This window comes from Phenylobacterium sp. FG114, from assembly GCF_057809855.1.
On record NZ_JBMDKU010000016.1, the window covers coordinates 41,602 to 61,980 of the forward strand.

Consider the following 20,379-nt stretch of genomic DNA (forward strand, 5'->3'; position numbering starts at 1 on the left):
TATCCGGAGACACTCTCATTCAGATCGGCCGGATTATCAACGGCGCGGCCGCAGCCCATCTTCCCGTCAGTCCGAGGCCACCGGCCGGCGGAACAAAACAAGAGAAGGGCTTCTTCCATGTCGCAATCCCTCGCCACCGGCCGGTTCACGCCTCAGGCCATCACCGCGCTGCGTGTCATCACCGGCCTGCTCTTCGTGGAGCACGGCCTGGTCAAGCTGGCCGGCTTCCCGGAAGGCGCCCAGCCCGGTCAGCAAGCGCTGCTCAGCCTGTTCGGCGTCGGCGGCCTGATCGAGCTGGTCACCGGCCTGCTGATCGTCGTCGGCCTCTTCACCCGCCCTGCGGCCTTTATCGCCGCCGGCCAGATGGCGGTGGCCTACTTCATGTTCCACGCCCCTGCGAGCTTCTACCCGGTGCTCAACGGCGGTGAGCCGGCGATCCTCTTCGCCTTCATCTTCCTGCTGCTCAGCACCACCGGCGCCGGAGCCTACAGCCTTGACGGTCTTCGTCAGGGCAAGGCCCGCCTGGCCGCCGCCTGAACCTTCAACCGACAACCTCCCCCTCTCGCAAAGGAACCTGTCATGACCCAAGTCCGTAACGTCGCCGTCGTCGTCGGCTCGCTCCGCAAGGACAGCGTGAGCCGCAAGCTGGCCAAGGCCTTCGCCGCCCTGACGCCCAACCTGAAGTTCGATATCGTCGAGATCGGCGACCTGCCGCACTTCGACCAGGATCTGGAGTCGGATCCCCCGGCGCAGTGGGTGCGCTTCCGCGAGCAGATCGCCGCGGCCGATGCGGTTCTGTTCGTGACGCCCGAATACAACCGCTCGGTCCCCGGCGTGCTGAAGAACGCCATCGACGTCGGCTCCCGCCCGTACGGTTCGAGCGTGTGGAACGGTAAGCCCGGCGCGGTGATCAGCATGTCGCCCGGCGCGATCGGCGGCTTCGGCGCCAACCATCACCTGCGCCAATCGCTGGTGTTCCTGAACGTGCCGCTGCTCAGCCAGGAAGCCTACGTCGGCAACGCGTTCGCCCTGTTCGACGACGCGGGCGAACTGATCAACGAGGGAACCGCCGAGTTCCTGAAGTCCTACGGCGCCCAGTTCGCCGCCTGGATCGAGAAGATCATCGACGACGTCCCCGCGGCGAAGGCCGCCTAACCGGAAGGTCCCAGGTTACAGCCATGACCCTGCCCACCGTCTTCCTCCCCCACGGCGCGGGCCCCTGCTTCTTCATGGAGTGGACACGGGGTCCGGCCGATGCCTGGGACCGCACCGCGGCCTACCTGCAAGGTCTGGTCGCCAGCCTGCCCGAACGCCCGAAGGCCATCCTGGTGGTCTCGGGCCACTGGGAAGCGCCGGTCTTCACCGTCGGCTCTGGCAAATGGCCCAGCCTCGACTACGACTACTACGGCTTCCCCAGGCACACCTATGAGCTGACCTTCGGCGCGCCCGGATCCCCCGGCCTAGCGCGCCGGGTCCGCCGGCTCCTCGGCGAGGCAGGCATCGCTTCCGCTGAGGACGCCGAGCACGGCTGGGACCACGGGGTCTTCGTGCCGCTGAAGCTGGTCACGCCGGACGCCGACATCCGGGTCGTCCAGCTCTCGCTGAAGGCCGACCTAGACCCGGAAGCCCACCTGGCCGCCGGCCGCGCGCTCGCGCCCCTGCGGGACGAGGGCGTGCTCATCGTGGGTTCCGGCATGAGCTGGCACAACATGCGCGGCTTCTCGCCCGCCTTCACCGAGCGCTCGGCGAAGTTCGACCAATGGCTCGAGGCGGCGGTGACCGATCCGGCGCACCGCGAAGCCGCCCTCGCCCACTGGGACGCCGCGCCCTACGGCCGCGACGCCCACCCGCGCGAGGAACACCTTCTGCCCCTGATGGTGGCCGCCGGCGCCGCGGCGGGCGAACCAGGCCTGGTCGCTTTCCGCGATACGGTCATGGATGTGGTGGTCTCTGCCGTTGAGTTCGGCCGGGCCACCTGAAGACCCTCCCAGCGAGAGGGACCGGAGATCCTCGTTCTCCCCCACGGCGCTCACACACCCGCCGTCAGAGGATCTCCGGATCTCGCTAGGCGACAGCCGCCTCGTCCGCGCCGGCGTGGCCGTCCACCGCCGCCTGTAGCGCCTCGTACAGACGAAGTGCCTCGATCGGCTTCGCCACGAAGGCGTCCATTCCGGATTGCAGGTACTCGCTGATCTGATGGGGCATGGCGTTTGCGGTCAACGCCACGATCGGCGTCCGCGCGCGTCCCTCCGAGCGTTCCCGCGTACGGATCAACGCCGTGGCGGTCGGCCCATCCATCACGGGCATCTGCACGTCCATGAGGATCACGTCCCAGGTCTCGCGCTCCCAGGCTTCCAGCGCGGCGCGGCCGTCGCCGACGATCTCGGGCTCGATCCCGATCTGGCCCAGCAGGGTCTTCAGGACCAGCTGGTTCATCGCGTTGTCTTCGGCGGCCAGCACCCGGACCGGGCGCGCATCCGCCGGCTGCGGACGCACTTTCGGCTTCCTCGCCTTCTTCGGCCGGGGCGCCGCGTCGGCCACCCGCTTCAGCGGCAGGAACGCGGTGAAGGTCGAGCCCATCCCCGGCGCGCTTGTGGCGCTCACCGAGCCGCCCATCGCCTCGGCCAACTCACGGCAGATGGCCAGCCCCAGGCCCGTGCCGCCGAACTTCCGCGTCGTCGAGGCGTCGGCCTGGGCGAACTTGCGGAACAGGCCGGCGAGTTGGAACGCCGTCATCCCGATGCCGCTGTCGAAGACGGTCAGCGACAACGCCTCGTCGTCGCGGCCGATGCGGACCTTCACGCCGCCCTTCTCGGTGAACTTCAGCGCGTTCGACACCAGGTTCCACAGGATTTGGCGCACCCGCACCTGGTCGCCCTCGTAGACGCCGCGCGCCGCCCGATCGACCGCGAACTCGAACTCCAGTCCCTTGGTCTCGGCGATGGCCTGGAACGTGGCGTGGACCGTCTTGGCGATCTCGTCGATGTCGAACTGCGCCGTCTCCAAGTCGAGCTTGCCCGCTTCGATCTTCGAGAGGTCCAGCACGTCGTTCAGGATGGTCAGCAGGCTCTCGCCCGACTGCTTGATCACCTCGATGCGTTCGCGCTGGGTGGCCGATAGGTCCTCGTCGGCCGCCAGGGCCTGGGCCATGCCCAGCACGCCGTTCAGCGGAGTGCGGATCTCATGGCTCATGGTGGCCAGAAAGGCGCTCTTGGCCTGGTTGGCCTGCTCGGCTTCCTCCTTGGCCTGGACCAGGGCCCGCTCCGACGCCTTCTGCTGAGTGATGTTGCGCAGCGCGCCCACCAACCGGATCGACTTGCCCTCGTCGTTCTCCACGAGCCGTGCAGTACCCGACACCCAGACTTCGCGGCCATCGCCGCGGACAACTCGATACTGGGGCGCGAAGGGCTGGCCGTCCTTCTGGTGCTGCGCCCAAGCGGCCATCACGGACGCCTTGTCGCGCGGATCGATGGCGCCCCAGATGTCCTTCCGCAGCCCCTCGTAGGTGGCTGGCGTGTCGAAGAACGTGTCCTCCGCGCCCACCTTGATGAGTTCGCGCCGCACGTAGTCCATCTCGTAGACGTGCAGTTCGGCGAGTTCGAGCGCCACCCGCAGCCGTTCCTCCGAACGCTCGCTGCGCTCGAGCGCCTCGACGATGTGGGTGATGTCGTAGGAACTGACGATCAGGCCGCCGACATCGCCGTCGATGTCGAACCACGGCGCGAGCTCCACCTTGGCCCAGCCTGACGAACCGTCGGGCTGCGCGAACGGCACCCGCTCCAGCGAGCGGCTGTGCCCGTCCATGCAGAAGAAGATGCCCTGCCGCCACTGTTCGAAGATGTCTGGTCGCAGCTCGAACAGCGTCTTGCCGACCACCTCCACGCCTTCCAGGCCACGCGCCTTGATCCAGGCCGGGCTGGCATAGAGTACGCGGGCCTCGCGGTCGGTCAGGACCACCGAAACCGGCATGGCGTCGACGATCGCCGTCATGGTGCGCTCGGCGCCGGCCTGCCCGCGGGCGGCGTCCACCCGCGCCCATTCGTCCGCGACGAAATCGGCGAGATCCTGCAGTCGGCGCGCCAGGCAACCGTCGTAGGGGCGCGGCTCCAGCCCCATGACCGAGAGCGCGCCCGGGGTCGAGCCGTCCGCCAGACGGATCGGCGCGCCCGCATAGAACCGCGCATAGGGCGGTCCCTTGACCGACGGCTCGTTGCGGACGAGCGGATCCTGGGCGGCGTCTTCGATCCAGACCACCTCGCCGCGGCGCATCACCTCGCGAACGGAGGCGGAGTCGGCGACCGTTTCATAGGTGCGACTGCGCCAGTAGCCGGTCTCGAGTTTGAGGGTGATCTTGCTTTCGACCTCACCGAACAGGGTCCGGGCGAGCCGCGTCGCGCGATCGAACACCGCCCTGGAACCCTCCAGGTCGATCGGCGTCGTCGCAGCTTTCCGCACCGGCTCGCGGGCCATTCATTCCCCCTGGTCCGCTGTTCCCACGGTCCCGCTCCAAGTATCAGCGGTTTCCGTTAAGCGGCTCTTTAAGCGACGCTATTTCGCCGTGTGACCAGGTGATGCAGCACGATGCCACTGGTGGTTGCGACGTTGAGGGAGTCGAAACCGCCGGCCATGGCGATGCGCACGCCGCTAACCCGCGACATCACATCCTCAGGCAGGCCCGGGCCCTCCGCCCCGAACAGGACCGCCATGCGCGAGTTGACCGAGAGCTCACCGAGTTCGACCTGCCCTCGCGGCGACAGCGCCACCGTCTCCCATCCTGCCCCGGCCAGCATCCCCGCCGGGTCCGCCGCCCGCGCGAAGGGTACGGTCAGGGCGGCGCCCACGCTGACGCGGATCGACTTACGGTAGAGCGGATCGCAGCAGGTGGGGTCGAGCAGGATGGCGTCGACGCCGAATGCAGCGGCATTGCGGAAGATCCCGCCCATGTTGTCGTGATTGGCGATGCCGATCAGGCCCACCACAAGCGCGGTCGGCGGCAGGCCGCCCAGCAGCGTCGCCGCCTCGCGTTCGCATCTCCGCCCCACGGCCAGGATGCCGCGATGGATCGGAAACCCAACGACCTCGTCCATGGCCGCCTGCGCCGCCGCGTAGACCGGTGTCGCCGCGGGCAGGCGGGCCAGGACGTCCGCCAGGCTGTCCAGCCGATGCTCCGCGACCAGGACCGAGGCGATGGCGTCCGGCAGGGCCGCCACCGCCTTCTCAAGCACCACCCGGCCCTCGGCGACGAACAGGCCGTCGCGCCCGGCCAGGTCCCGCTCGCGGACCGCCCGATAGGGCTCAAGGCGGGGGTCGCCCGCGTCGTCGATGCGGATGACGGCCGGCAAGCCGCCTACCAGATCTTCACGCGTTCGCCGGGCGCCAGATAGAGCTTCTGGCCTGGCTTGACGTCGAAGGCGGGGTACCAGGCGTCCTGGTTGCGCACCGTCAGCGCCCGCCACGGCCCGGGCGAGTGCACGCCCGTCACCACCGCCCGGCGCAGCGCCGGCTCCCGGAACTTGCTCCGGTAGTTCTGCGCCCAGCCCAGGAAGAACCGCTGGTCCGCGGTGAACCCGTCGATCGTTTGCGGCTGCGCGCCTTTCAGCGACAGGTGATAGGCGTCGTAGGCCGCCGCCAGGCCGGCGACGTCGGCGATGTTCTCGCCCAGCACCTGCTGGCCGTTGAGGTGCAGGCCCGGCAACGCCTCGTAGGCGCTGTACTGGTCGGCCAGCTTCTTGGTTTCGGCCTTGAAGCGGGCCATGTCCTGCGGCGTCCACCAGTTCTTCACGTTGCCGTTCTCGTCGAACAGCGCACCGGTGTCGTCGAAGCCGTGGCTGATCTCATGCCCCATCACGCCGCCGATGGCGCCATAGTTCACCGCCGCATCGGCGTTCGGATCGAAGAAGGTCGGCTCCAGGATCGCGGCCGGGAAGATGATCGAATTCTGGCTGGGCGCGAACAGCGCGTTCACCGTCTGCGGCGTCATGAACCACTCGGCCCGGTCCACCGGCCTGCCCAGCTTGGCCAGGTTGCGGCGGTATTCGAACAGCACGCCCCGGCTCCAGTTGCCATAAGCGTCGCCCCGGACGATCTGCAGGCCCGAGTAGTCACGCCAGGTGTCGGGATAGCCGACGTAGATGCGGAAATTCGCCAGCTTGGCCTTCGCCCGCGCCTTGGTTTGCGGGGTCATCCACTCCAGCTTGTCGATCCGGGCGCCGAAGGCCGCCAGCACGTTGTCGGCCATTTCCTTGGCCTGGGCCTTGGCCTGCGGCAGGAAGTGGCGCTCGACGTAGAGCTTGCCGATGGCCTCTCCCAGGGCGTTGGAGGTGTTGTCCACCCCACGCTTCCAGCGCTCACGCTGTTGCGGCGTACCCGTGATCGCCTGCGAATTGAACGCGAAGTGCTCGTCGACGAAGGCCTTCGAGAGATAGGGGGCGCCCCGCTCGATGGTGTGGAATGCGAGATAATCTCTCCAGGCATCGATCGGCTGGTTGCCCGCCAGCGCCGACATGCGTGCGATCGCCCCAGCCTGCCAGGCTCCGAAGCGCGGCTCATCGGCGAGGCCCGCCGCCGCCAGGAAGGCGTTCCAGTCGATGCCCGGCGCCTTCTTGGGGAGTTCAGCGCGGGTCCAGACGGTGTTCGACTTGGCCACGTCGGCGGTCTCGTCCACCGGGACGTGAGCCTTGGCGATCGCGGTTTCCAGGGCCACGACGCGCTTGGCGCGCGCCTCGGCGTCGGAATAGCCGGCCAGTCGGAACATCGCCGCCACGTGGGCCTCGAACTTGCCGCGCAGCTCCACGAACCGGGCGCCGCCGTCGAGATAGTATTGGCGGTCGGGCATCGAGAGGCCGCCCTGCATCAGGTACGCGCGGTACTTCGAGGTGTCGTCGAGGTCCTCGGCCACCCACAGGCCGAAGGGCCGCTCGGTGTAGAAGTTCGTCGCGTTGAGCGCGTCGGTGTCGGCGCGCATGGCGCCGCCCAGGGCGCGCGAGAGGTCGGCGCGCGTCTTGATCGCGGCGATGGCGTCCAGTTCCGGCTTCAGCGGCGCCGCGCCCAGTTGCTCGATCCGCGCCTCGTCCATGAAGCTCGCGAAGTAGTCGCCGATCTTGCGGGCTTCCGAACCCTCGGGCGCGGCTGCCTTCGCGGAGTCCTCGATGATCGCCCGCGTGCGCGCGGCCGCCACCTCCTGGATGACGCCAAAGCTGGTGATGTTCGACCGGTCGGCCGGGATCTCCGTGCGATCCACCCACCTGCCGACGCCATAGCGGAAGAAGTCGTCCCCAGCGGCTACGGAGGTGTCCATGCCCGAGACGTCGAAGCCGAACGTCCCGACCTGCGCCTTGGGCTTGGCGGGCTCGGGCGGCGCAGGCGCCGAGGTCGGAGCCTGCGCGACGGGTGGCGGCGGCGGCGCGGCGGTCGCGCAGGCGGAAAGCAGGGCCGCGGAGGATGCGGCGGCCAGCCAGGACAGGCGGATGGTCATACGGTGGAGCGCTCCTTGGCGCGCGGGCCGCGCCCTCGCGTCGTTTCTGAGACGTCCCTACACCCGACGTAACACCCCGCGCAGGTTACAGGTTTGTCATCCTGCTCAGCGGTCCTCCGCGCTCTCGCGCACCCGGACGATCAGCGATTGGCTGGCCGTCGCCATCAGTTCGCCGTCCTGGGCATAGAGGTGCATCGATCCATGGCCGAAGCCGCCGTGGACGCCGCTGATGCGGATGTCGCACAGCACCCAGTCCGTGGGCACGATCCGGCGGATCCGCAGGGTGTTGTCCAGGCTGTTGCCGCCGGCGTTCTTGCCCAGCGCATTGCCCACGCCCTGGGGCACGAAGTCGGCCATCACGGCCAGCATGCTGGCGTCGATCGCGAAGGCCTCGCGCGGCCTCGCCCACAGCAGCGTGCGGCCGTCGGGCTCGGGATTGCCGATCCGGTCCACCCCCGAGCGGCCCTTGGCGATGCGGACCTCCATGCGGCTGTGCAGACCCTCGGTGGCCGCGCGCCAGTGGTTGCTGGGCTCGCAGTCCTCGGGCGGCGGCACGGCGGGCGCCTCCGACCACTGTCCCGAGATGTCGCTGGGCCGGCTGCCAAGGGCGGCGCTGACCGAGATGATCTCCTTGTCGTCCACGTGGCCCTTGGTGTTGGCCTGGGTGTTGTACTTGCCCTCGACCGGCGTCCAGACGTCGATGTCCACCACCGTCCCCGGCCTGGCGAACCCCAGGTATTGGGCGGTGGCCCAGATCAGCGGACGGCCCGTGGTACGCTCCAGCGCCGCGACGGCCGAAGCCATGCCGACGCCGCCGAACATGAACACGTTCCCCGGCGGCCCGACACAGATCGAGGGGTCCACCGGCAGGTACCAGCGGTGCGGGTTGTGCGTCGGCCGCAGGTCGAAGAAGAGCTTGTCCATTCCCCCTGAAAGCGCGTCGCCTGGCCTCGCGCAAGAACGACTTGGCGTCGGCGGGTGCTTCCGAAGATCGCACGCTGGACGCGAAGTCGCTCAGCTTCGCGTAACCACGAACATTAAGCGTGAAGTGACGCGCGCCGTTTACGCTGTATGGCGCGATGTTCGAACGATCCTTCTCCCTGGCCGCGCCCTCGGGCCTGCCGCGCGCGGCCTACGCGCCGGTTGGCGCCGTCGTGGGCTGCGCGGTGCTGGCTCTCTCGCTCACGCCTCTGGCCGAGCCGTTTCTCGCCCGGCTGCTGCTCTTCTACACAGGCACGGCAACGGCCTTCGCGCTGATGCCCTATGTCCGGCGCGGCGACATTCCCCTGGTGGCCGCCTGGGTCGTCCTGCTGAGCGAGCTCGCGCCTTGCATCGGCGGCGAGCTGCTGTCGCCCATCAAGGTCACCGCCGACGCCGTGGGCGTCCTGTTGGCCACCGCCCCGATCTACGTGGCCCGCCTGCGTCAGGTGCAGCAAGGCGACGTCCGCCCAGGCGGACGCCGAGCTTCAGAGGTCCGCGGCTAGAGCCTGTTGGGTTGAGATGGGCTCATCTGAACCCAGCACCAGGCTCGGTCTCCCTGATTTGGAGCGGGTCTTGGGGGCGAAACCGGCAGCTCTTTCGCCGAACGCGCTCTAGAAGTTGGCGCGGGCCGAGATGGCCCCGTCCACCAGCATGTTGATCCCCGTGGTGAACGCCGAGCGCGGGCTCGCCAGGAACACCGTGGCCGCCGCCACCTCCTCCGGCGTCGCCATGCGGCCCGTCGGGTTGCGCTTGATCATCTGCTCGAAGAAGCCGGGCATGCCGGCCTTCACATTGCCCCACACGCCGCCTTCGAAGAACACGGTGCCGGGCGAGACCACGTTGCAGCGGATCTTCTTCGGCGCGCTCTCGCGGGCCACGCCCTTGGCGAAGTGGATCAGCGCCGCCTTCATCGCCCCGTAGGCGTCCGGCCGGCTGGCCTCGGCCGCCGACACCGACGAGGTGATCAGGAAGACCGCGTCGCCCTTCTCGGCCGCCGCCTTCTCCAGGAACGGGGTCGCCGCCTCCAGGGTGCGGACGGCGCCCATGATGTCCACGTCGAACATCGCCTTCCACGTGTCCTCGCCGTTGCCGTTCACCAGCGCGCTGGCGTTCGACACCAGCACGTCGATGCCGCCCAGCGCCTCGCCCGCCGCCTGGATGAAGCCCTTGAGCGCCGGGCCATCGGCGATGTCCACCACCTGGCCGAACGCCTTCACGCCCTTGGCCTCCAGCGCCTTCACCGTCTCGGCCACCTGGTCGGCCTTGCGCGCGCAGATGGCGACGTTGGCGCCCTCGTCGGCGAAGCACTCCGCGATCGCGCGTCCGATGCCGCGCGTCGCGCCGGTCACCACCACGTTCTTGCCCTTGAGCTGCAGGTCCATCTTCGACTCCGGTGTCTGGTCGGGGCGGACCCTGCCCGACGATTCAGCTTTCGAACAGTCGTTCGTAACGCTGGCGCAGCAAGTTCTTCTGCACCTTGCCCATGGTGTTGCGCGGCAGCTCGTCCACGAACACGATCCGCTTCGGCGCCTTGTAGGCCGCGAGCTGGCGGCGCGCCTCGGCGATCATCGCCGCCTCGTCCCCCTGCCCCATGACCACCGCCACGACGCCCTCGCCGAAGTCCTTGTGCGGCACGCCGATCACGGCGCTCTCGGTCACGCCCGGCAGTTCGTCGAGCACCAGCTCGACCTCCTTGGGATAGACGTTGTAGCCACCCGAGATGATCAGGTCCTTGGCCCGGCCCGAGATCCAGACGCGACCGTCGGCATCCTGCCGCCCCACGTCGCCAGTGACGAAGAAGCCGTGGGCGGTGAACTCCTCGGCGGTCTTCTCCGGCATCCGCCAGTACTCGCGGAACACGCTGGGTCCCTTGATCTGGATGACGCCCGTCGCCTCGCCGCCGCCGATGCGCAGCTCGACGCCGGGCAGCGGATAACCCACCGAGCCGGCGATCCGCTCGCCCTGCAGCGGATTGCTGGTGATGATCACCGCCTCGCTCATGCCGTAGCGCTCCAGGATCCGCTGACCGGTGCGCTCCTCGAACTCCGCGAAGGTCGACGGCAGCAGCGGGGCTGAGCCGGAGATGAACAGGCGGATGTGGTCGGCCTTGGCGCGCGTGAACGCCGGATTGGCCAGCAGGCGCGTGTAGAAGGTCGGCACCCCCATCATCACGGTCGCCCGGTCCAGGCCGGCCAGCACCTCGGCGTCGGAGAACTTCGGCAGCCATACCATCGGGCAGCCGCTCAGCAGCGCGCAGTGCAGCGCCACGAACAGGCCGTGGACGTGGAAGATGGGCAAGGCGTGCAGCAGCACGTCGTCCGGCGTGAACCCCCAAGCCGCGTGCAGCGCGAGGGCGTTCTCGGCCAGATTCCCGTGGCTCAGCATCGCGCCCTTGGAGCGGCCCGTGGTGCCCGAGGTGTAGATCAGCGAGGCGAGGTCACGCGCGTCGCGCGGCACGGCCGTCTCCAGCGGCGCGTGGCTCGCCGCCTGCGCCACCCACGCGGGCGGATCCGTGACGAACACCTTCGGCTCGGCGTCGCCCAGGAAGTACTCAACCTCGGTCTGCGTGTAGGCGCTGTTCAGCGGCAGGAAGACCGCGCCGGCCTTGAGGACGCCGAGGTAGATCATGATGACCTCGGCGCTCTTCTCGGCCTGCAGCGCCACCCGGTCGCCGGGTCCGACGCCCTCGGCCAGAAGCCGTCCGGCCACCTTCGCCGCCCCGGCCTCCAGTTCGCCGTAGCTGATCGCCCGCCCGTCGCTCAGCAGGAAGCAGGGCTTCGAACGGTCGGCCGGAAAGCGGCCGGCGAGCAGGTCGTAGAGGTTCTCGGACATGCCCGCCTCCCTAGCCTGAGCAGACGCCGCTTGCGATAGTCTCCGGCATGACTCCCGACGAAGCGCTCGCCCGCATCCGCCGCTACGACGGCCGCCTGAAGGCCTTCGTCCAGGTGTTCGACCCGCCGTTGGCCGGTGACGTCGCGACCGGACCGGTCTTCGCCATCAAGGACCTGTTCGATGTGGCCGACGTGCCCACCGGGGGCGGTGCGCGGACGCCGCTGGATCCGAGCCCGGCGCACCATGCCGTGGTGGTCGAACGTCTGCTGCAGGCGGGCTACGTCGCGGTCGGCAAGACCCACACCGTCGAGCTGGCCTATGGCGGCTGGGGGACCAACCGGGCGGTCGGCGCGCCGTGGAACCCCTGGGATAGCGCCGTGCATCGCGCGCCGGGGGGATCCTCGTCCGGCTCCGCCGTCGCCGTGGCCGCTGGCCTTTGCGACGCCGCGCTGGGCAGCGACACGGGCGGGTCGGTCCGCATCCCCGCGGCCACCTGCGGCGTGGTGGGCCTGAAGCCCGGCCGAGGCCTGGTCAGCCTGAAGGGCGTCCATCCGCTCAGCCCGTCGCTCGACACGGCGGGCGTGCTGGCGCGTGACGTCGCGACGGCGGCGCGCATGCTGGCGGTGATGTCCGGCCCCGACGGCGAGACGGCCGTCCGCGGCCCGTTCGAAGCCGAGGCCGCGCTTTCCACGGACGCACGGGGGAAGCGCGTCGCAGCCATACCCCTCGACGCGCTGGGCGAGGTCCATCCTGAGATCGGGCGCCTCTACCTCGAGGCTCTGGAGCACCTGAGGTCGGCGGGGGTCGCGGTCGAGATCGTGGCCCCGCCCCAGACGCTCGACCATTCCTTCACGCCGAACGGCATGCTGATGGCCGGCGAGGGTTGGCGGATCTGGAAGCACCGGATCGAAGCCCATGGCCCGAACATGGATCCCTGGATCGTCCGTCGCTTCGAAGCGGGCCGCGAGATCTCGGACGAACGGCTGGCCGAGGCGCACCTGCGCCGCGCCGCCGACCAGCGGGAGTTCCACGCCTGGCTGGCCCCCTATGACGGCCTGGCCTGCCCGACCTGCCCGATCCCGGCGCCGGCCCTGGATGCGGTGGACGAAACGGTCTCGCCACTCAGTCGGCTGACCCGCGCCGCCAACTACCTCGACCTGCCTGGAATCAGCGTGCCTTGCGGCCTGACCGACGGCGGATTGCCGGCGGGCCTCCAGATTCTCGGCCGGCCCCGAGACGAAACCTCCATCGTGGCCCTGGCCGCGGCCTTCGAGAGGGTGTCGGGATGGAATGGCCGCACACCTGAACTGGCGGGCTTCGCCACCGCGCTCTAGCCGCCGCGCGTCGGCGCGTGCAGGGCCCGCAGGGCGATCCAGCCGGCCAGGGCCCACATGGCGCCCAGGCACCAGCCGGCCAGCACGTCGGTCGGCCAGTGAACACCCAGGTAGACGCGACTGAAGCCCACCCCGACCACGACGAGACCCGCCAGGCCATAAGCCAGGGCCTTGCTGCGCCGCCGTGGTTCAAGACTGGCGATCAGCATCGCCAGCGTCAGGAACGCCGCCGTCGACATGGTGGAATGCCCGCTGGGAAAGCTCGCCGAGTAGACATAGGCCTCGTGGGGCACGAGATCGGGTCGCGGGCGGCCGAACAGCGCCTTGGTGGCCTGGCTCGAGCCCCAGGCGGCCAGCACCGCCCCGGCCATCACCAGCGCATGCGTCCGCTTTCGATGGAAGACGAACGCGAGGATCGAGACCACGGTGACCAGCACCACCAGCGTGGTGCCGCCCAGGGCGGTGATGTCGCGCACCGCCTCCTCGACGTTCTTGGACCCGATGGGGTTGTTGAGGTCGCCCGGCTCCCGAAGCGCCAGGATGATCCGGCTGTCCAGCGCTCGGGTCTCGCCCTCGGTCATCTCGTCGGCGATGCCGAGGAACGCCCACAGCGCACCTGCCGTCAGGACGAGCCCGATCAGGACCCGCGCCTCGAACCGTCTTACGAATTTCCAGATACGCGCCAGCGCCGGCTCAGCCATCGGCGCAGGCTAGAGCCCCGCACCTGCACGGGCAACGTCATACGGTCAGGGAATCGCCGCCCGCGGACCGCAGGGTGACGTCCACGGCGGCCTGGGCTGCCGCCTGGGTATCGTTCGCCCCATCCGCGACCGTCAGGCCGTCCTCATCATAGACCGACCAACGCCAGACGTCCTCGTCGTGGCTGAGGGAATAGGCTAGGAGTTTTGACTCACGCATACCCGTCCTCCGAAACCGAGCGCGTTCTCAACTCGCAGGAAAGCAAACGGTTTCGCAGTGCACAATAAAGTTCACCCAGCAGGCGATTCTAGGCTTCGTCCAGCAGGCTTCTGCTCGCCTCGCGCACATTCACGCATCCCGTGAGGATCATGGCGACCGCCAGCTCCGCGCGCATCACGTCCAGCATCTTCTCGACCGCCTTCTGTCCTCCCGAGCCCAGCGCCCAGGCCCATGGCCGGCCCACGAAACAGGCCTTCGCCCCCAGCGCCAGCGCCTTCAGCACGTCCAGGCCCGAACGAACCCCGCCGTCCATGAAGATCTCCAGGTCGTCGCCGACGGCCTGGGCGATCCGCGGCAAGGCGGAGATCGACGACTTCACGCCATCCAGCTGCCGGCCGCCGTGGTTCGACACCACCAGGCCCTGCGCGCCGGCCTTGACCGCATCTCGGGCGTCGGCGGCGTCCAGCACGCCCTTGACCACGATGGGCCCGTCCCAGGTTTCGCGGATCCAGTCCATGTCCTTCCAGGTCACCGACCGGTCGAAGTTCCGTGCGATCCAGGAGAGGAAGTCGGTCACCCGTCGGCCCTCGGTGACCGCGGCCTGCACCGAACCCAGGCTGTGCGGCCGGCCGTGGACGAACACATCCCAGGTCCAGCCGGGGTGCGTGATCCCGTCCCAGGCCTGGGTCAGGGCGGCCTGCAGGGGCGTCGCGCCGGTGAAGCCCGAGCGGATGTCGCGATAGCGCGAGCCCGGCGTGGGCAGGTCGACCGTGAACACCAGCACCGGGCAGCCGACCGCCTTCGCGCGCTGCAGCAGCTCGCGCATGTAACCGCGGTCCTTCAGCATGTAGAGCTGGAACCAGGGTGGGGTCCCGGTCTTGGCCACCTCCTCGATGGAACAGACGCCCACTGTCGACAGGCAGAACGGCACGCCGGCGCCCGCGGCCGCCCGCGCCGCCTGCGTCTCGCCGCGGCGGGCGTACATTCCGGCCATGCCCACGGGGGCCAGGCCCACCGGCATCTTCATCGTCTGTCCCAGGGTCTGGACGGTCATGTCCAACCGGGTGGTGTCGCGCATCACCAGCTGGCGCAGCGCGATAGCCTCCAGGTCGGCGACGTTGCGGCGCAACGTCTCCTCGGCGTACGAGCCGCCGTCGATATACTCGAAGAAGATGTTCGGCAGCCTACGCCGCGCAAGCTCGCGAAAGTCAGAGACCGAAGCCGCCTTCATCCCGAGATCCTCCCCCGCGGCGCGGTTGTGGAACCCGAAGTGCGGGGATGCAAGTCTCAGGCGGTCGCCTGCTCCGTGGCGGGCGCGGCGGCCTGCGGCCGCGGGCCCAGCACGATCCAGACCTGGTGCGAGCGCGCCATCAGTCGGCCTTGGCGGTCGAACAGGGCCGTGCCGGCGATCTCCTTGCGGCCGTCCTTCAGGATCGGCCAAGCGACAACCACATACTCCTCGCCCGCGACCACGGGCGCCGTGACCTCGCCGGTCATGGTCCCCAGGAGCGCGCCGTGGCGGCCCTCCTTCTCCACCCAGGCGAAATATCCCGGACAGTCCAGTGCGGCCCAGACCACCTCGTCCGCCACGAGCCCGTCCGGAGCGGCGAAGTTGGCGTGCGGCGTCCACGTGCAGGCGACCACGCCGGTCTCGGCGCCGTCGAGCTGGCCGGGCAGCACGCGCAGCCCGTCGCCATCCTCGCGCTCGTTCCCGCAGGTGAAGCAGATCGGATGCACCCTCTGGGTCAGGCCGATGTGGCGCGCGGCGGCGGCGCGCGCGGCGTCCAGGCTCGGCGCCGGCGGCGGCTCAGGCAGCGTCTGGGTCGCGGGTCCGCCCTGCCCGATCACGGCGTCGGCTTCGCCCAGCAGGATGTTCGCGCCGTCTTGGCGACGCAGCGCCAGGTCGGTGTCCAGGGGGATCGGCGCCCGCAGCACGGCCGTCACCGGTCCCTCCAGGCCCTTGGAGAGCACGCCGCACACATAGCCGCCATTGCCGGAGTTCGGCGGGCCGCAGAATTGGCGGCCGATCGTGATCTTGCTCAAAATGGAAAGCCCGCGAACCAAAGGATCAAATCAATGGCCTAGGCTTTCTCACGCTGACGCAGCGCGATGGAAGCCAGAATCCGACATCGCGGCGTTGGACGGGACGAAGCGCCGCGCTAAAGGGGGCTGTGACAGCCGCCCTCGGGCGGAATCGGACACCTTCGACGGAGACTATCGGTGAGCGACCGGATCGAACGACCCTGGGCCCTGATGCGCCACCACGCGGGCTGGGCCGACGTGTTCCACATCGACAGCGAGACCGCCGACTCGATCACGGGCTTCTATCCCGACCGCGAGACCGTCGGCCCGCCGGTGAACTATTCCACGCGCGCCGTCCTGGCCCGCTTCGACTCGATGGAAGCCGCCCGCGAGGCGCGCGAGGGCGCCGTCCTCGAATGGCGCAAGCACGACGCCGGGGTGCGCGAGGCCGAGACCAAGCTCCGCGAGGCGGAGAAGCTGCGCGAAGACGCCTGGCTGAACTGCCTGCGCGACGCGGCCAACCGCTAAGCTCGACTCAAAGTCGCTTCTGTAACAACCTCAACCTGCAAAGGTTGGAGGTGGCCGGTGCGCGCGCTCAAGCGTGTCCTGACGGTCATTGTATTTGGCTTTCTGCTCTCCGGCGCCATGGCGGCGTTGGCCAGCCCGGTCGTGGTCGCTGGCCCCGGAACTGCGCCCCTCCCGGAAGCTGTCGAAGCGGCGCCTGCCGCAGCCACCGCGCCGACCGCAGAGCCGGCGCCCGCCGCCCAAGGCAGGGTCGACCGGTCGCCCGCCTGGCTCAGCTACCTCTCGGAGCGCGAAGCGGTGCTCTCCATCGCCCTGCTCCTCTTTGCGCCGCTCTATCTGACCGTGTCCGGTCTGCTTCTGGGGCGGCACTTCCGCGGCCACATGGAGCTCGGCGTTCGCTACGGCTCGCTCGTCTTCATCATCACGGCGGCGCTGCTGCTCATGTTCGTCGGCTACGACAGCCAGCAGGTCGCCCCCGCATACGGCTTGCTCGGCACGCTGGCGGGTTACATCCTGGGACGGTCGGATAGCCGGTCCCGGGCCAAGGAAACGCAACCGGAGACGCCCGATGCCTAGGACGGCGCTCGTCATCGCCACGATCGCGTTGGCCCTCTGTCCTGCGGCCCAGGCCCAGCAACAGGGCGGGGTCATGGGCTACAAGATCTTCAACGCGACGTCGGGCGACCTCTCGATCTCCGCCGTTCGTCGCTGCGGCGCGTTGACCGAGGCCATGTGGTCGGGGGCGCTGCGCGACCTCCCGGCCGGGAACGCGCGTGACATCCTGCCGGGGAAGGGCTGCGCCGTCGAACTGCGCGTCTACGATGCCCGCAGGAAGCTGGGCGGCGCCGTATTGACCGCGCCTGACCTTTATTCGCTCTGCCCCAAGGCCAATCGGGTGCGGGTGCAGCGCGGGGAGTGCCAGGCCTAGAAGCGGAATCCCTTCGACAGCATCCAGGCGATCGCGGCCGCCAGCACGACGCCCGCGATCAGCCGCCACACCGGCGCCCCGGCCAGGCCGGGGTCGCTGGGCAGCACGCGCTTGCCGGTGATCATCGCGCCCAGAAGGTTCGTGCGCTTCCACAGCCAGTAGAACAGCACCGCCGCCACGTGCAGGACGACCAGCGCCTGCAGCACGCGGAAGCTCGTCTCGTGAACCTCCGCCAGGGCGCGGCCGGTGTCGTAGCTCACCCGATCCGACAGCGGACCGCCTTCGAAGGCGTCCACGTCCACCACGAAGAGGCCCGTGCCCACCTGCACCAGAAGGACCGCCAGGATCGCCAGCACGCTGAGCGCGCCCAGCGGATTGTGGCCCGGCGTGACCGCGACATCGCGTTTGCCCACGGTCGCGGCATAGGCCGCCACGGCCCTGGGCCCCTTCACGAAGCTCGCGAACCGCGCCGTTTCGCCGCCCGCGAACCCCCAGTAGATGCGGAACAGCACCAGGCCGATGACGGCGTAGCCGCTCCATCGATGCCAGTTCAGGTGATCCTCGCTGGCCCACCAAGAGAAGGCGATGAGGATGACCAGCAGCCAGTGGACGATCCGGACCGGACCGTCCCAGACCTTGGCGCGGACGCCGCCCGAAGGCTCGGCCACGCCTAGTCCTTCTTCTCTTGCCGGTACTTGTCGTGGCAGCCCTTGCACGAGCCGCCCGTCGGCCGGACCTGGGCCTTGACCGCGTCGAGGTCGCCGGCCGCGGCGGCCGCGTTCAGCTTGGCGACTTCCGTCCGCGCGGCGGTGGCCGCGGCCGTGAAGCCGGCGGCGTCGGTCCAGATGTTGGCCTTGGCCTCGCTCATCGGCCGCGCCTCGACGCCGCTGCCCCGTGGGAACCAGGTGGGCAGCGCGGCCACCAGGGTGTTCATCGTCTTGGCGTTCGCCGCCACGACCGCCTTGTCCGGCGAGCCCTTGCGCAGTTCGTCGTTGAGGCCCTTGAAGGCAGCGCCCAGCTTTTGGAAGTTGGCGTGGCGAGCATAGGCGGTCTTGGTGGCTGGGCCGGCGTTGGCGGGCATCTTATCGTCGTGGGCCAGAGCCCCGCCGCCCAGCGCCACCGCCGCGCCGATCCCTATGGCGAGCGCCACCGCTCCGCCCTTGCTCATCACAGACGCCATCCGCTCACCTCGTTGATCCTACGACTAAGGTAGAGATTGAAGGCCTCAGCGCTTGGCCGTCAACGGCTTGGGCGCGCTGGCCGGCACAGGCGCGCCCTGCGCCTTCGCTTCGGCCAACAGCGCGCCGCAATTGGCGTCTTTCGCCAGCCCCGGGTCGATGAACGGCAGGATCGCGGCCAGCGGCGACAGCAGCGACCCCAGGCCCACGGCCGCTCCGCCCTGCGCGATCGCCGACCCCGGTTCGACGCCCAGCTTGGGCGCCGTCAGCGGGCCCTTCACCGTCACGGGCAGAAGGACGCGGGCGAGGCGGAACTTCTTGTCATGGCCGCGGAAGCGGAAATCCATCCGCTCGGTGGCGAGGTTGACCGTCCCCTTGCCGCCGATCAGCACCGGACCGGTGTCGAACACGATATCGCTCGCGGTCATCACCCCGCCCTTCGTCTCGAAGTTCGCCACCGCGCACCGGAGGGGCGTCGTGTCCTTCTTGTTGAGCAGGCCCAGACCCTTGATCACATTGACCCCCGCCAGCTCGGCGAAGGCCTTGCGGATCTCGCCGCCGGGCGCGACCACCGTCACCTGGCCGTTGGCGCTGCTGAACGCCTTGTGGACGCTATTCCCCGTGCCGGTGAGCCGAGCGCGCGCCACCGCCGCGCCCGTCAGGGCCGGCGAGCCCTGGAACTGGAACGGGATGAGCTGCTCGATCCGTGCATTGGTCATTCGCAGGTCCAGGTCGGTGACCGGCGTGGCCTTGCGCGCATCCAGGTTCACGTACCCTGCCACCTGGCCGCGGGGCAGTTCCAGCTTCAGGGGCTCAGCCCGAAGCACGCCGTCCTTCAGCTTAACCCGCACCGAGCCCGAATTCAGCTTCACCGGCGTGTCGCGGATCGAGCGGGCGCTGTAGCTCACGTCCGCGTCCATCGCGCGGATCCGGCTGACGTCCAGCGGCGCATCGGGCAGCAGGCGCTGCTGCGCCGCCATCTTCTGGGCGATCGCCGCCTGCTCGGGCGACAGGGTCTCGCCGGCCCCGGCCTTTGGCGCCGCGCCGAACAGGGCGCCGAGGTCGTCCCAGTCCAGGCTCTGCGAGCTGAGGTTCGCCTTCAGGAACGGGCGCTTGCCCGCCGTGTCGACCGATACGTCGCCGGACATGTCGCTGTCACCCACCCGGCCGCCCAGATCGTCCACCTTCCAGAGCAAGCCGTCCCGCGAGAGGCGGCCGCGCAGGCTGTAGGGCGGCGTGTTGGGCAGGGGCACGCTGATCAGGGGAAAGAGCTTGGCCATGTCGGGGCCACGCGCCGTCGCGTTCATGTAGAAGTTGCCCATGTCGAAGGGCTTCGGCACGGCGCCGTGGGCGGTGATGTAGGTCTGGCCCGCGCGCAGGTCGATATCGAAGGGATAGGGCTTGGTCCGCTCGATGTTCAGCAGCGGCCCGCCGACCACCTCGGCCTTGAACGGCGCGCCGTTGATCGTGCCCTTCCCCGTCAGCTCGAAGCCGCGGTTGTCGGCGCCCAGCTTCTCGCGGGCGTTGATGGTGCCCTGGAAGCGGATGTCGCGCTGGGTGTCCAGGTAGCGGAGCTGGCCGTCGCGGATCACGAACCGCTGGATCGGCGGGAGGTCCATGGGCTTCTTCTCGCGTCCATCCGAGAAGTCCCAGTTCTTCCGCCCCTTGTCGTCGGCCAGCAGGGCGAAGTTCGGCCGCTCGACCGCCAGCACCCGGATGTCGGCCTTACCCCACAGCAGCGGAACCAGGCGCACCCGCACCCGCAGCCGATCGATGGTGCCCAGCTTGCCCTTGCCGGCCCACGCGGGGTTGGCGATCGAGATGCCGTCGACCGTCGCACTGGGCCGCCAGGACCACAGGTTCACGTTCAGGTCGCCCGAGATGGTCACCTGCCGATGCAGCCGCGCCGAAGCGACGCGTTCCAGAGGCCCGCGGAACCAGTTCCAGTCCCAGATCAGGATCAGGATGGTGATGAGGATGGCCAGGATGGCCAGGATCGCGCCCGTCCAGCCCAACGCCTTCTTGGCCGGGGCGCTCAGGTTCGGTGGCCGCGGATGTGTCAGCCTGTCGCGCAGGGGGCGGCGGGCGCCGGGCTGCTCGTGGCGGGTCCGCGCCCGACGGGAGCCGGGCTGCTGTTCGGGTACGCGCTGTTCGCTCACGGGAGCCTCCGGGAGCCTCCACAACGCG

General features: G+C 69.4%; 21 protein-coding genes. 8 read left to right on the forward strand and 13 right to left on the reverse strand.

The features are described 5' to 3' along the window. Window positions 1-117 precede the first annotated feature (117 nt). From ACODSY_RS22435 to ACODSY_RS22445, 3 genes are read left to right on the forward strand one after another with little or no spacing between them, the layout of a single operon-like run. On the forward strand, window positions 118-537 hold the full coding sequence (locus ACODSY_RS22435; protein WP_488954119.1) for a DoxX family protein: 420 nt from the start codon (window positions 118-120) through the stop codon (window positions 535-537). 42 nt (window positions 538-579) lie between these two features. After that, a complete protein-coding gene (locus tag ACODSY_RS22440) occupies window positions 580-1,155 on the forward strand; it encodes an NADPH-dependent FMN reductase (RefSeq protein WP_488954120.1) in 576 nt (191 codons plus the stop codon). A gap of 23 nt (window positions 1,156-1,178) precedes the next feature. Then, complete coding sequence (locus ACODSY_RS22445) at window positions 1,179-1,979, forward strand: DODA-type extradiol aromatic ring-opening family dioxygenase (RefSeq protein WP_488954121.1); 801 nt, start codon at window positions 1,179-1,181, stop codon at window positions 1,977-1,979. Window positions 1,980-2,064: 85 nt separating this feature from the next. Here ACODSY_RS22445 and ACODSY_RS22450 read toward each other — a convergent pair whose 3' ends face one another. From ACODSY_RS22450 to ACODSY_RS22465, 4 genes are all read right to left on the reverse strand, one after another. Further along, window positions 2,065-4,470, reverse strand: coding sequence for an ATP-binding protein (locus tag ACODSY_RS22450; RefSeq protein WP_488954122.1), 2,406 nt, complete (start codon window positions 4,468-4,470; stop codon window positions 2,065-2,067). A gap of 68 nt (window positions 4,471-4,538) precedes the next feature. Then, window positions 4,539-5,342, reverse strand: coding sequence for a TrmH family RNA methyltransferase (locus ACODSY_RS22455; RefSeq protein ID WP_488954123.1), 804 nt, complete (start codon window positions 5,340-5,342; stop codon window positions 4,539-4,541). A 5-nt stretch (window positions 5,343-5,347) separates the two neighbouring features. Next, complete coding sequence (locus ACODSY_RS22460; protein WP_488954124.1) at window positions 5,348-7,474, reverse strand: M13 family metallopeptidase; 2,127 nt, start codon at window positions 7,472-7,474, stop codon at window positions 5,348-5,350. Between the two features lie 105 nt (window positions 7,475-7,579). Continuing rightward, window positions 7,580-8,398, reverse strand: a complete 819-nt coding sequence (locus ACODSY_RS22465) for an acyl-CoA thioesterase (RefSeq protein ID WP_488954125.1) — start codon at window positions 8,396-8,398, stop codon at window positions 7,580-7,582. Window positions 8,399-8,553: 155 nt separating this feature from the next. On the opposite strand from ACODSY_RS22465, the gene ACODSY_RS22470 reads away from it, so the two are divergent. Continuing rightward, complete coding sequence (locus tag ACODSY_RS22470) at window positions 8,554-8,958, forward strand: hypothetical protein (RefSeq protein WP_488954126.1); 405 nt, start codon at window positions 8,554-8,556, stop codon at window positions 8,956-8,958. A 108-nt stretch (window positions 8,959-9,066) separates the two neighbouring features. Here ACODSY_RS22470 and ACODSY_RS22475 read toward each other — a convergent pair whose 3' ends face one another. Together ACODSY_RS22475 and ACODSY_RS22480 are read right to left on the reverse strand one after the other, a co-directional pair. After that, a complete protein-coding gene (locus ACODSY_RS22475; RefSeq protein WP_488954127.1) occupies window positions 9,067-9,837 on the reverse strand; it encodes an SDR family NAD(P)-dependent oxidoreductase in 771 nt (256 codons plus the stop codon). Between the two features lie 43 nt (window positions 9,838-9,880). After that, the gene (locus tag ACODSY_RS22480) at window positions 9,881-11,287 is read right to left on the reverse strand and encodes a malonate--CoA ligase (RefSeq protein WP_488954128.1); all 1,407 of its coding nucleotides are present in this window, start codon (window positions 11,285-11,287) and stop codon (window positions 9,881-9,883) included. A 47-nt stretch (window positions 11,288-11,334) separates the two neighbouring features. Here ACODSY_RS22480 and ACODSY_RS22485 point away from each other — a divergent pair, with 47 nt between their 5' ends. Then, a complete protein-coding gene (locus ACODSY_RS22485; RefSeq protein WP_488954129.1) occupies window positions 11,335-12,621 on the forward strand; it encodes an amidase in 1,287 nt (428 codons plus the stop codon). Here ACODSY_RS22485 and ACODSY_RS22490 read toward each other — a convergent pair. From ACODSY_RS22490 to ACODSY_RS22505, 4 genes are all read right to left on the reverse strand, one after another. Then, window positions 12,618-13,322: a phosphatase PAP2 family protein gene (locus ACODSY_RS22490; protein WP_488954130.1), complete on the reverse strand. Its 705-nt coding sequence runs from the start codon at window positions 13,320-13,322 to the stop codon at window positions 12,618-12,620. The genes ACODSY_RS22485 and ACODSY_RS22490 overlap by 4 nt on opposite strands. Window positions 13,323-13,359: 37 nt before the next feature. Next, window positions 13,360-13,539 carry a hypothetical protein gene (locus ACODSY_RS22495; protein WP_488954131.1) on the reverse strand — a complete coding sequence of 60 codons (180 nt, stop codon included), beginning with the start codon at window positions 13,537-13,539 and terminating at the stop codon, window positions 13,360-13,362. Between the two features lie 88 nt (window positions 13,540-13,627). After that, window positions 13,628-14,770, reverse strand: coding sequence for an L-lactate dehydrogenase (locus tag ACODSY_RS22500; protein WP_488954132.1), 1,143 nt, complete (start codon window positions 14,768-14,770; stop codon window positions 13,628-13,630). A gap of 56 nt (window positions 14,771-14,826) precedes the next feature. After that, window positions 14,827-15,582 carry a hypothetical protein gene (locus ACODSY_RS22505; RefSeq protein WP_488954133.1) on the reverse strand — a complete coding sequence of 252 codons (756 nt, stop codon included), beginning with the start codon at window positions 15,580-15,582 and terminating at the stop codon, window positions 14,827-14,829. Window positions 15,583-15,759: 177 nt separating this feature from the next. Here ACODSY_RS22505 and ACODSY_RS22510 point away from each other — a divergent pair, with 177 nt between their 5' ends. From ACODSY_RS22510 to ACODSY_RS22520, 3 genes are read left to right on the forward strand one after another with little or no spacing between them, the layout of a single operon-like run. Further along, a complete protein-coding gene (locus ACODSY_RS22510) occupies window positions 15,760-16,089 on the forward strand; it encodes a hypothetical protein (protein ID WP_488954134.1) in 330 nt (109 codons plus the stop codon). Window positions 16,090-16,146: 57 nt separating this feature from the next. Beyond that, window positions 16,147-16,662, forward strand: a complete 516-nt coding sequence (locus ACODSY_RS22515; RefSeq protein WP_488954135.1) for a hypothetical protein — start codon at window positions 16,147-16,149, stop codon at window positions 16,660-16,662. Continuing rightward, window positions 16,655-17,014 (forward strand): hypothetical protein, encoded by a 360-nt coding sequence (locus ACODSY_RS22520; RefSeq protein WP_488954136.1) that lies wholly within the window; start codon window positions 16,655-16,657, stop codon window positions 17,012-17,014. The genes ACODSY_RS22515 and ACODSY_RS22520 overlap by 8 nt, the downstream gene beginning before the upstream one ends. Here ACODSY_RS22520 and ACODSY_RS22525 read toward each other — a convergent pair. The 3 genes from ACODSY_RS22525 to ACODSY_RS22535 are packed head-to-tail and all read right to left on the reverse strand — an operon-like array spanning window position 17,011 to window position 20,351. Beyond that, a complete protein-coding gene (locus ACODSY_RS22525) occupies window positions 17,011-17,682 on the reverse strand; it encodes a cytochrome b/b6 domain-containing protein (RefSeq protein ID WP_488954137.1) in 672 nt (223 codons plus the stop codon). The two genes, ACODSY_RS22520 and ACODSY_RS22525, sit on opposite strands and share 4 nt — an antisense overlap. A 2-nt stretch (window positions 17,683-17,684) precedes the next feature. Next, a complete protein-coding gene (locus tag ACODSY_RS22530; RefSeq protein ID WP_488954138.1) occupies window positions 17,685-18,194 on the reverse strand; it encodes a c-type cytochrome in 510 nt (169 codons plus the stop codon). Window positions 18,195-18,239: 45 nt separating this feature from the next. Next, entirely contained in the window at window positions 18,240-20,351 is a 2,112-nt protein-coding gene (locus ACODSY_RS22535; RefSeq protein ID WP_488954139.1) for an AsmA family protein, read from the reverse strand. Between the last annotated feature and the right edge of the window lie 28 nt (window positions 20,352-20,379).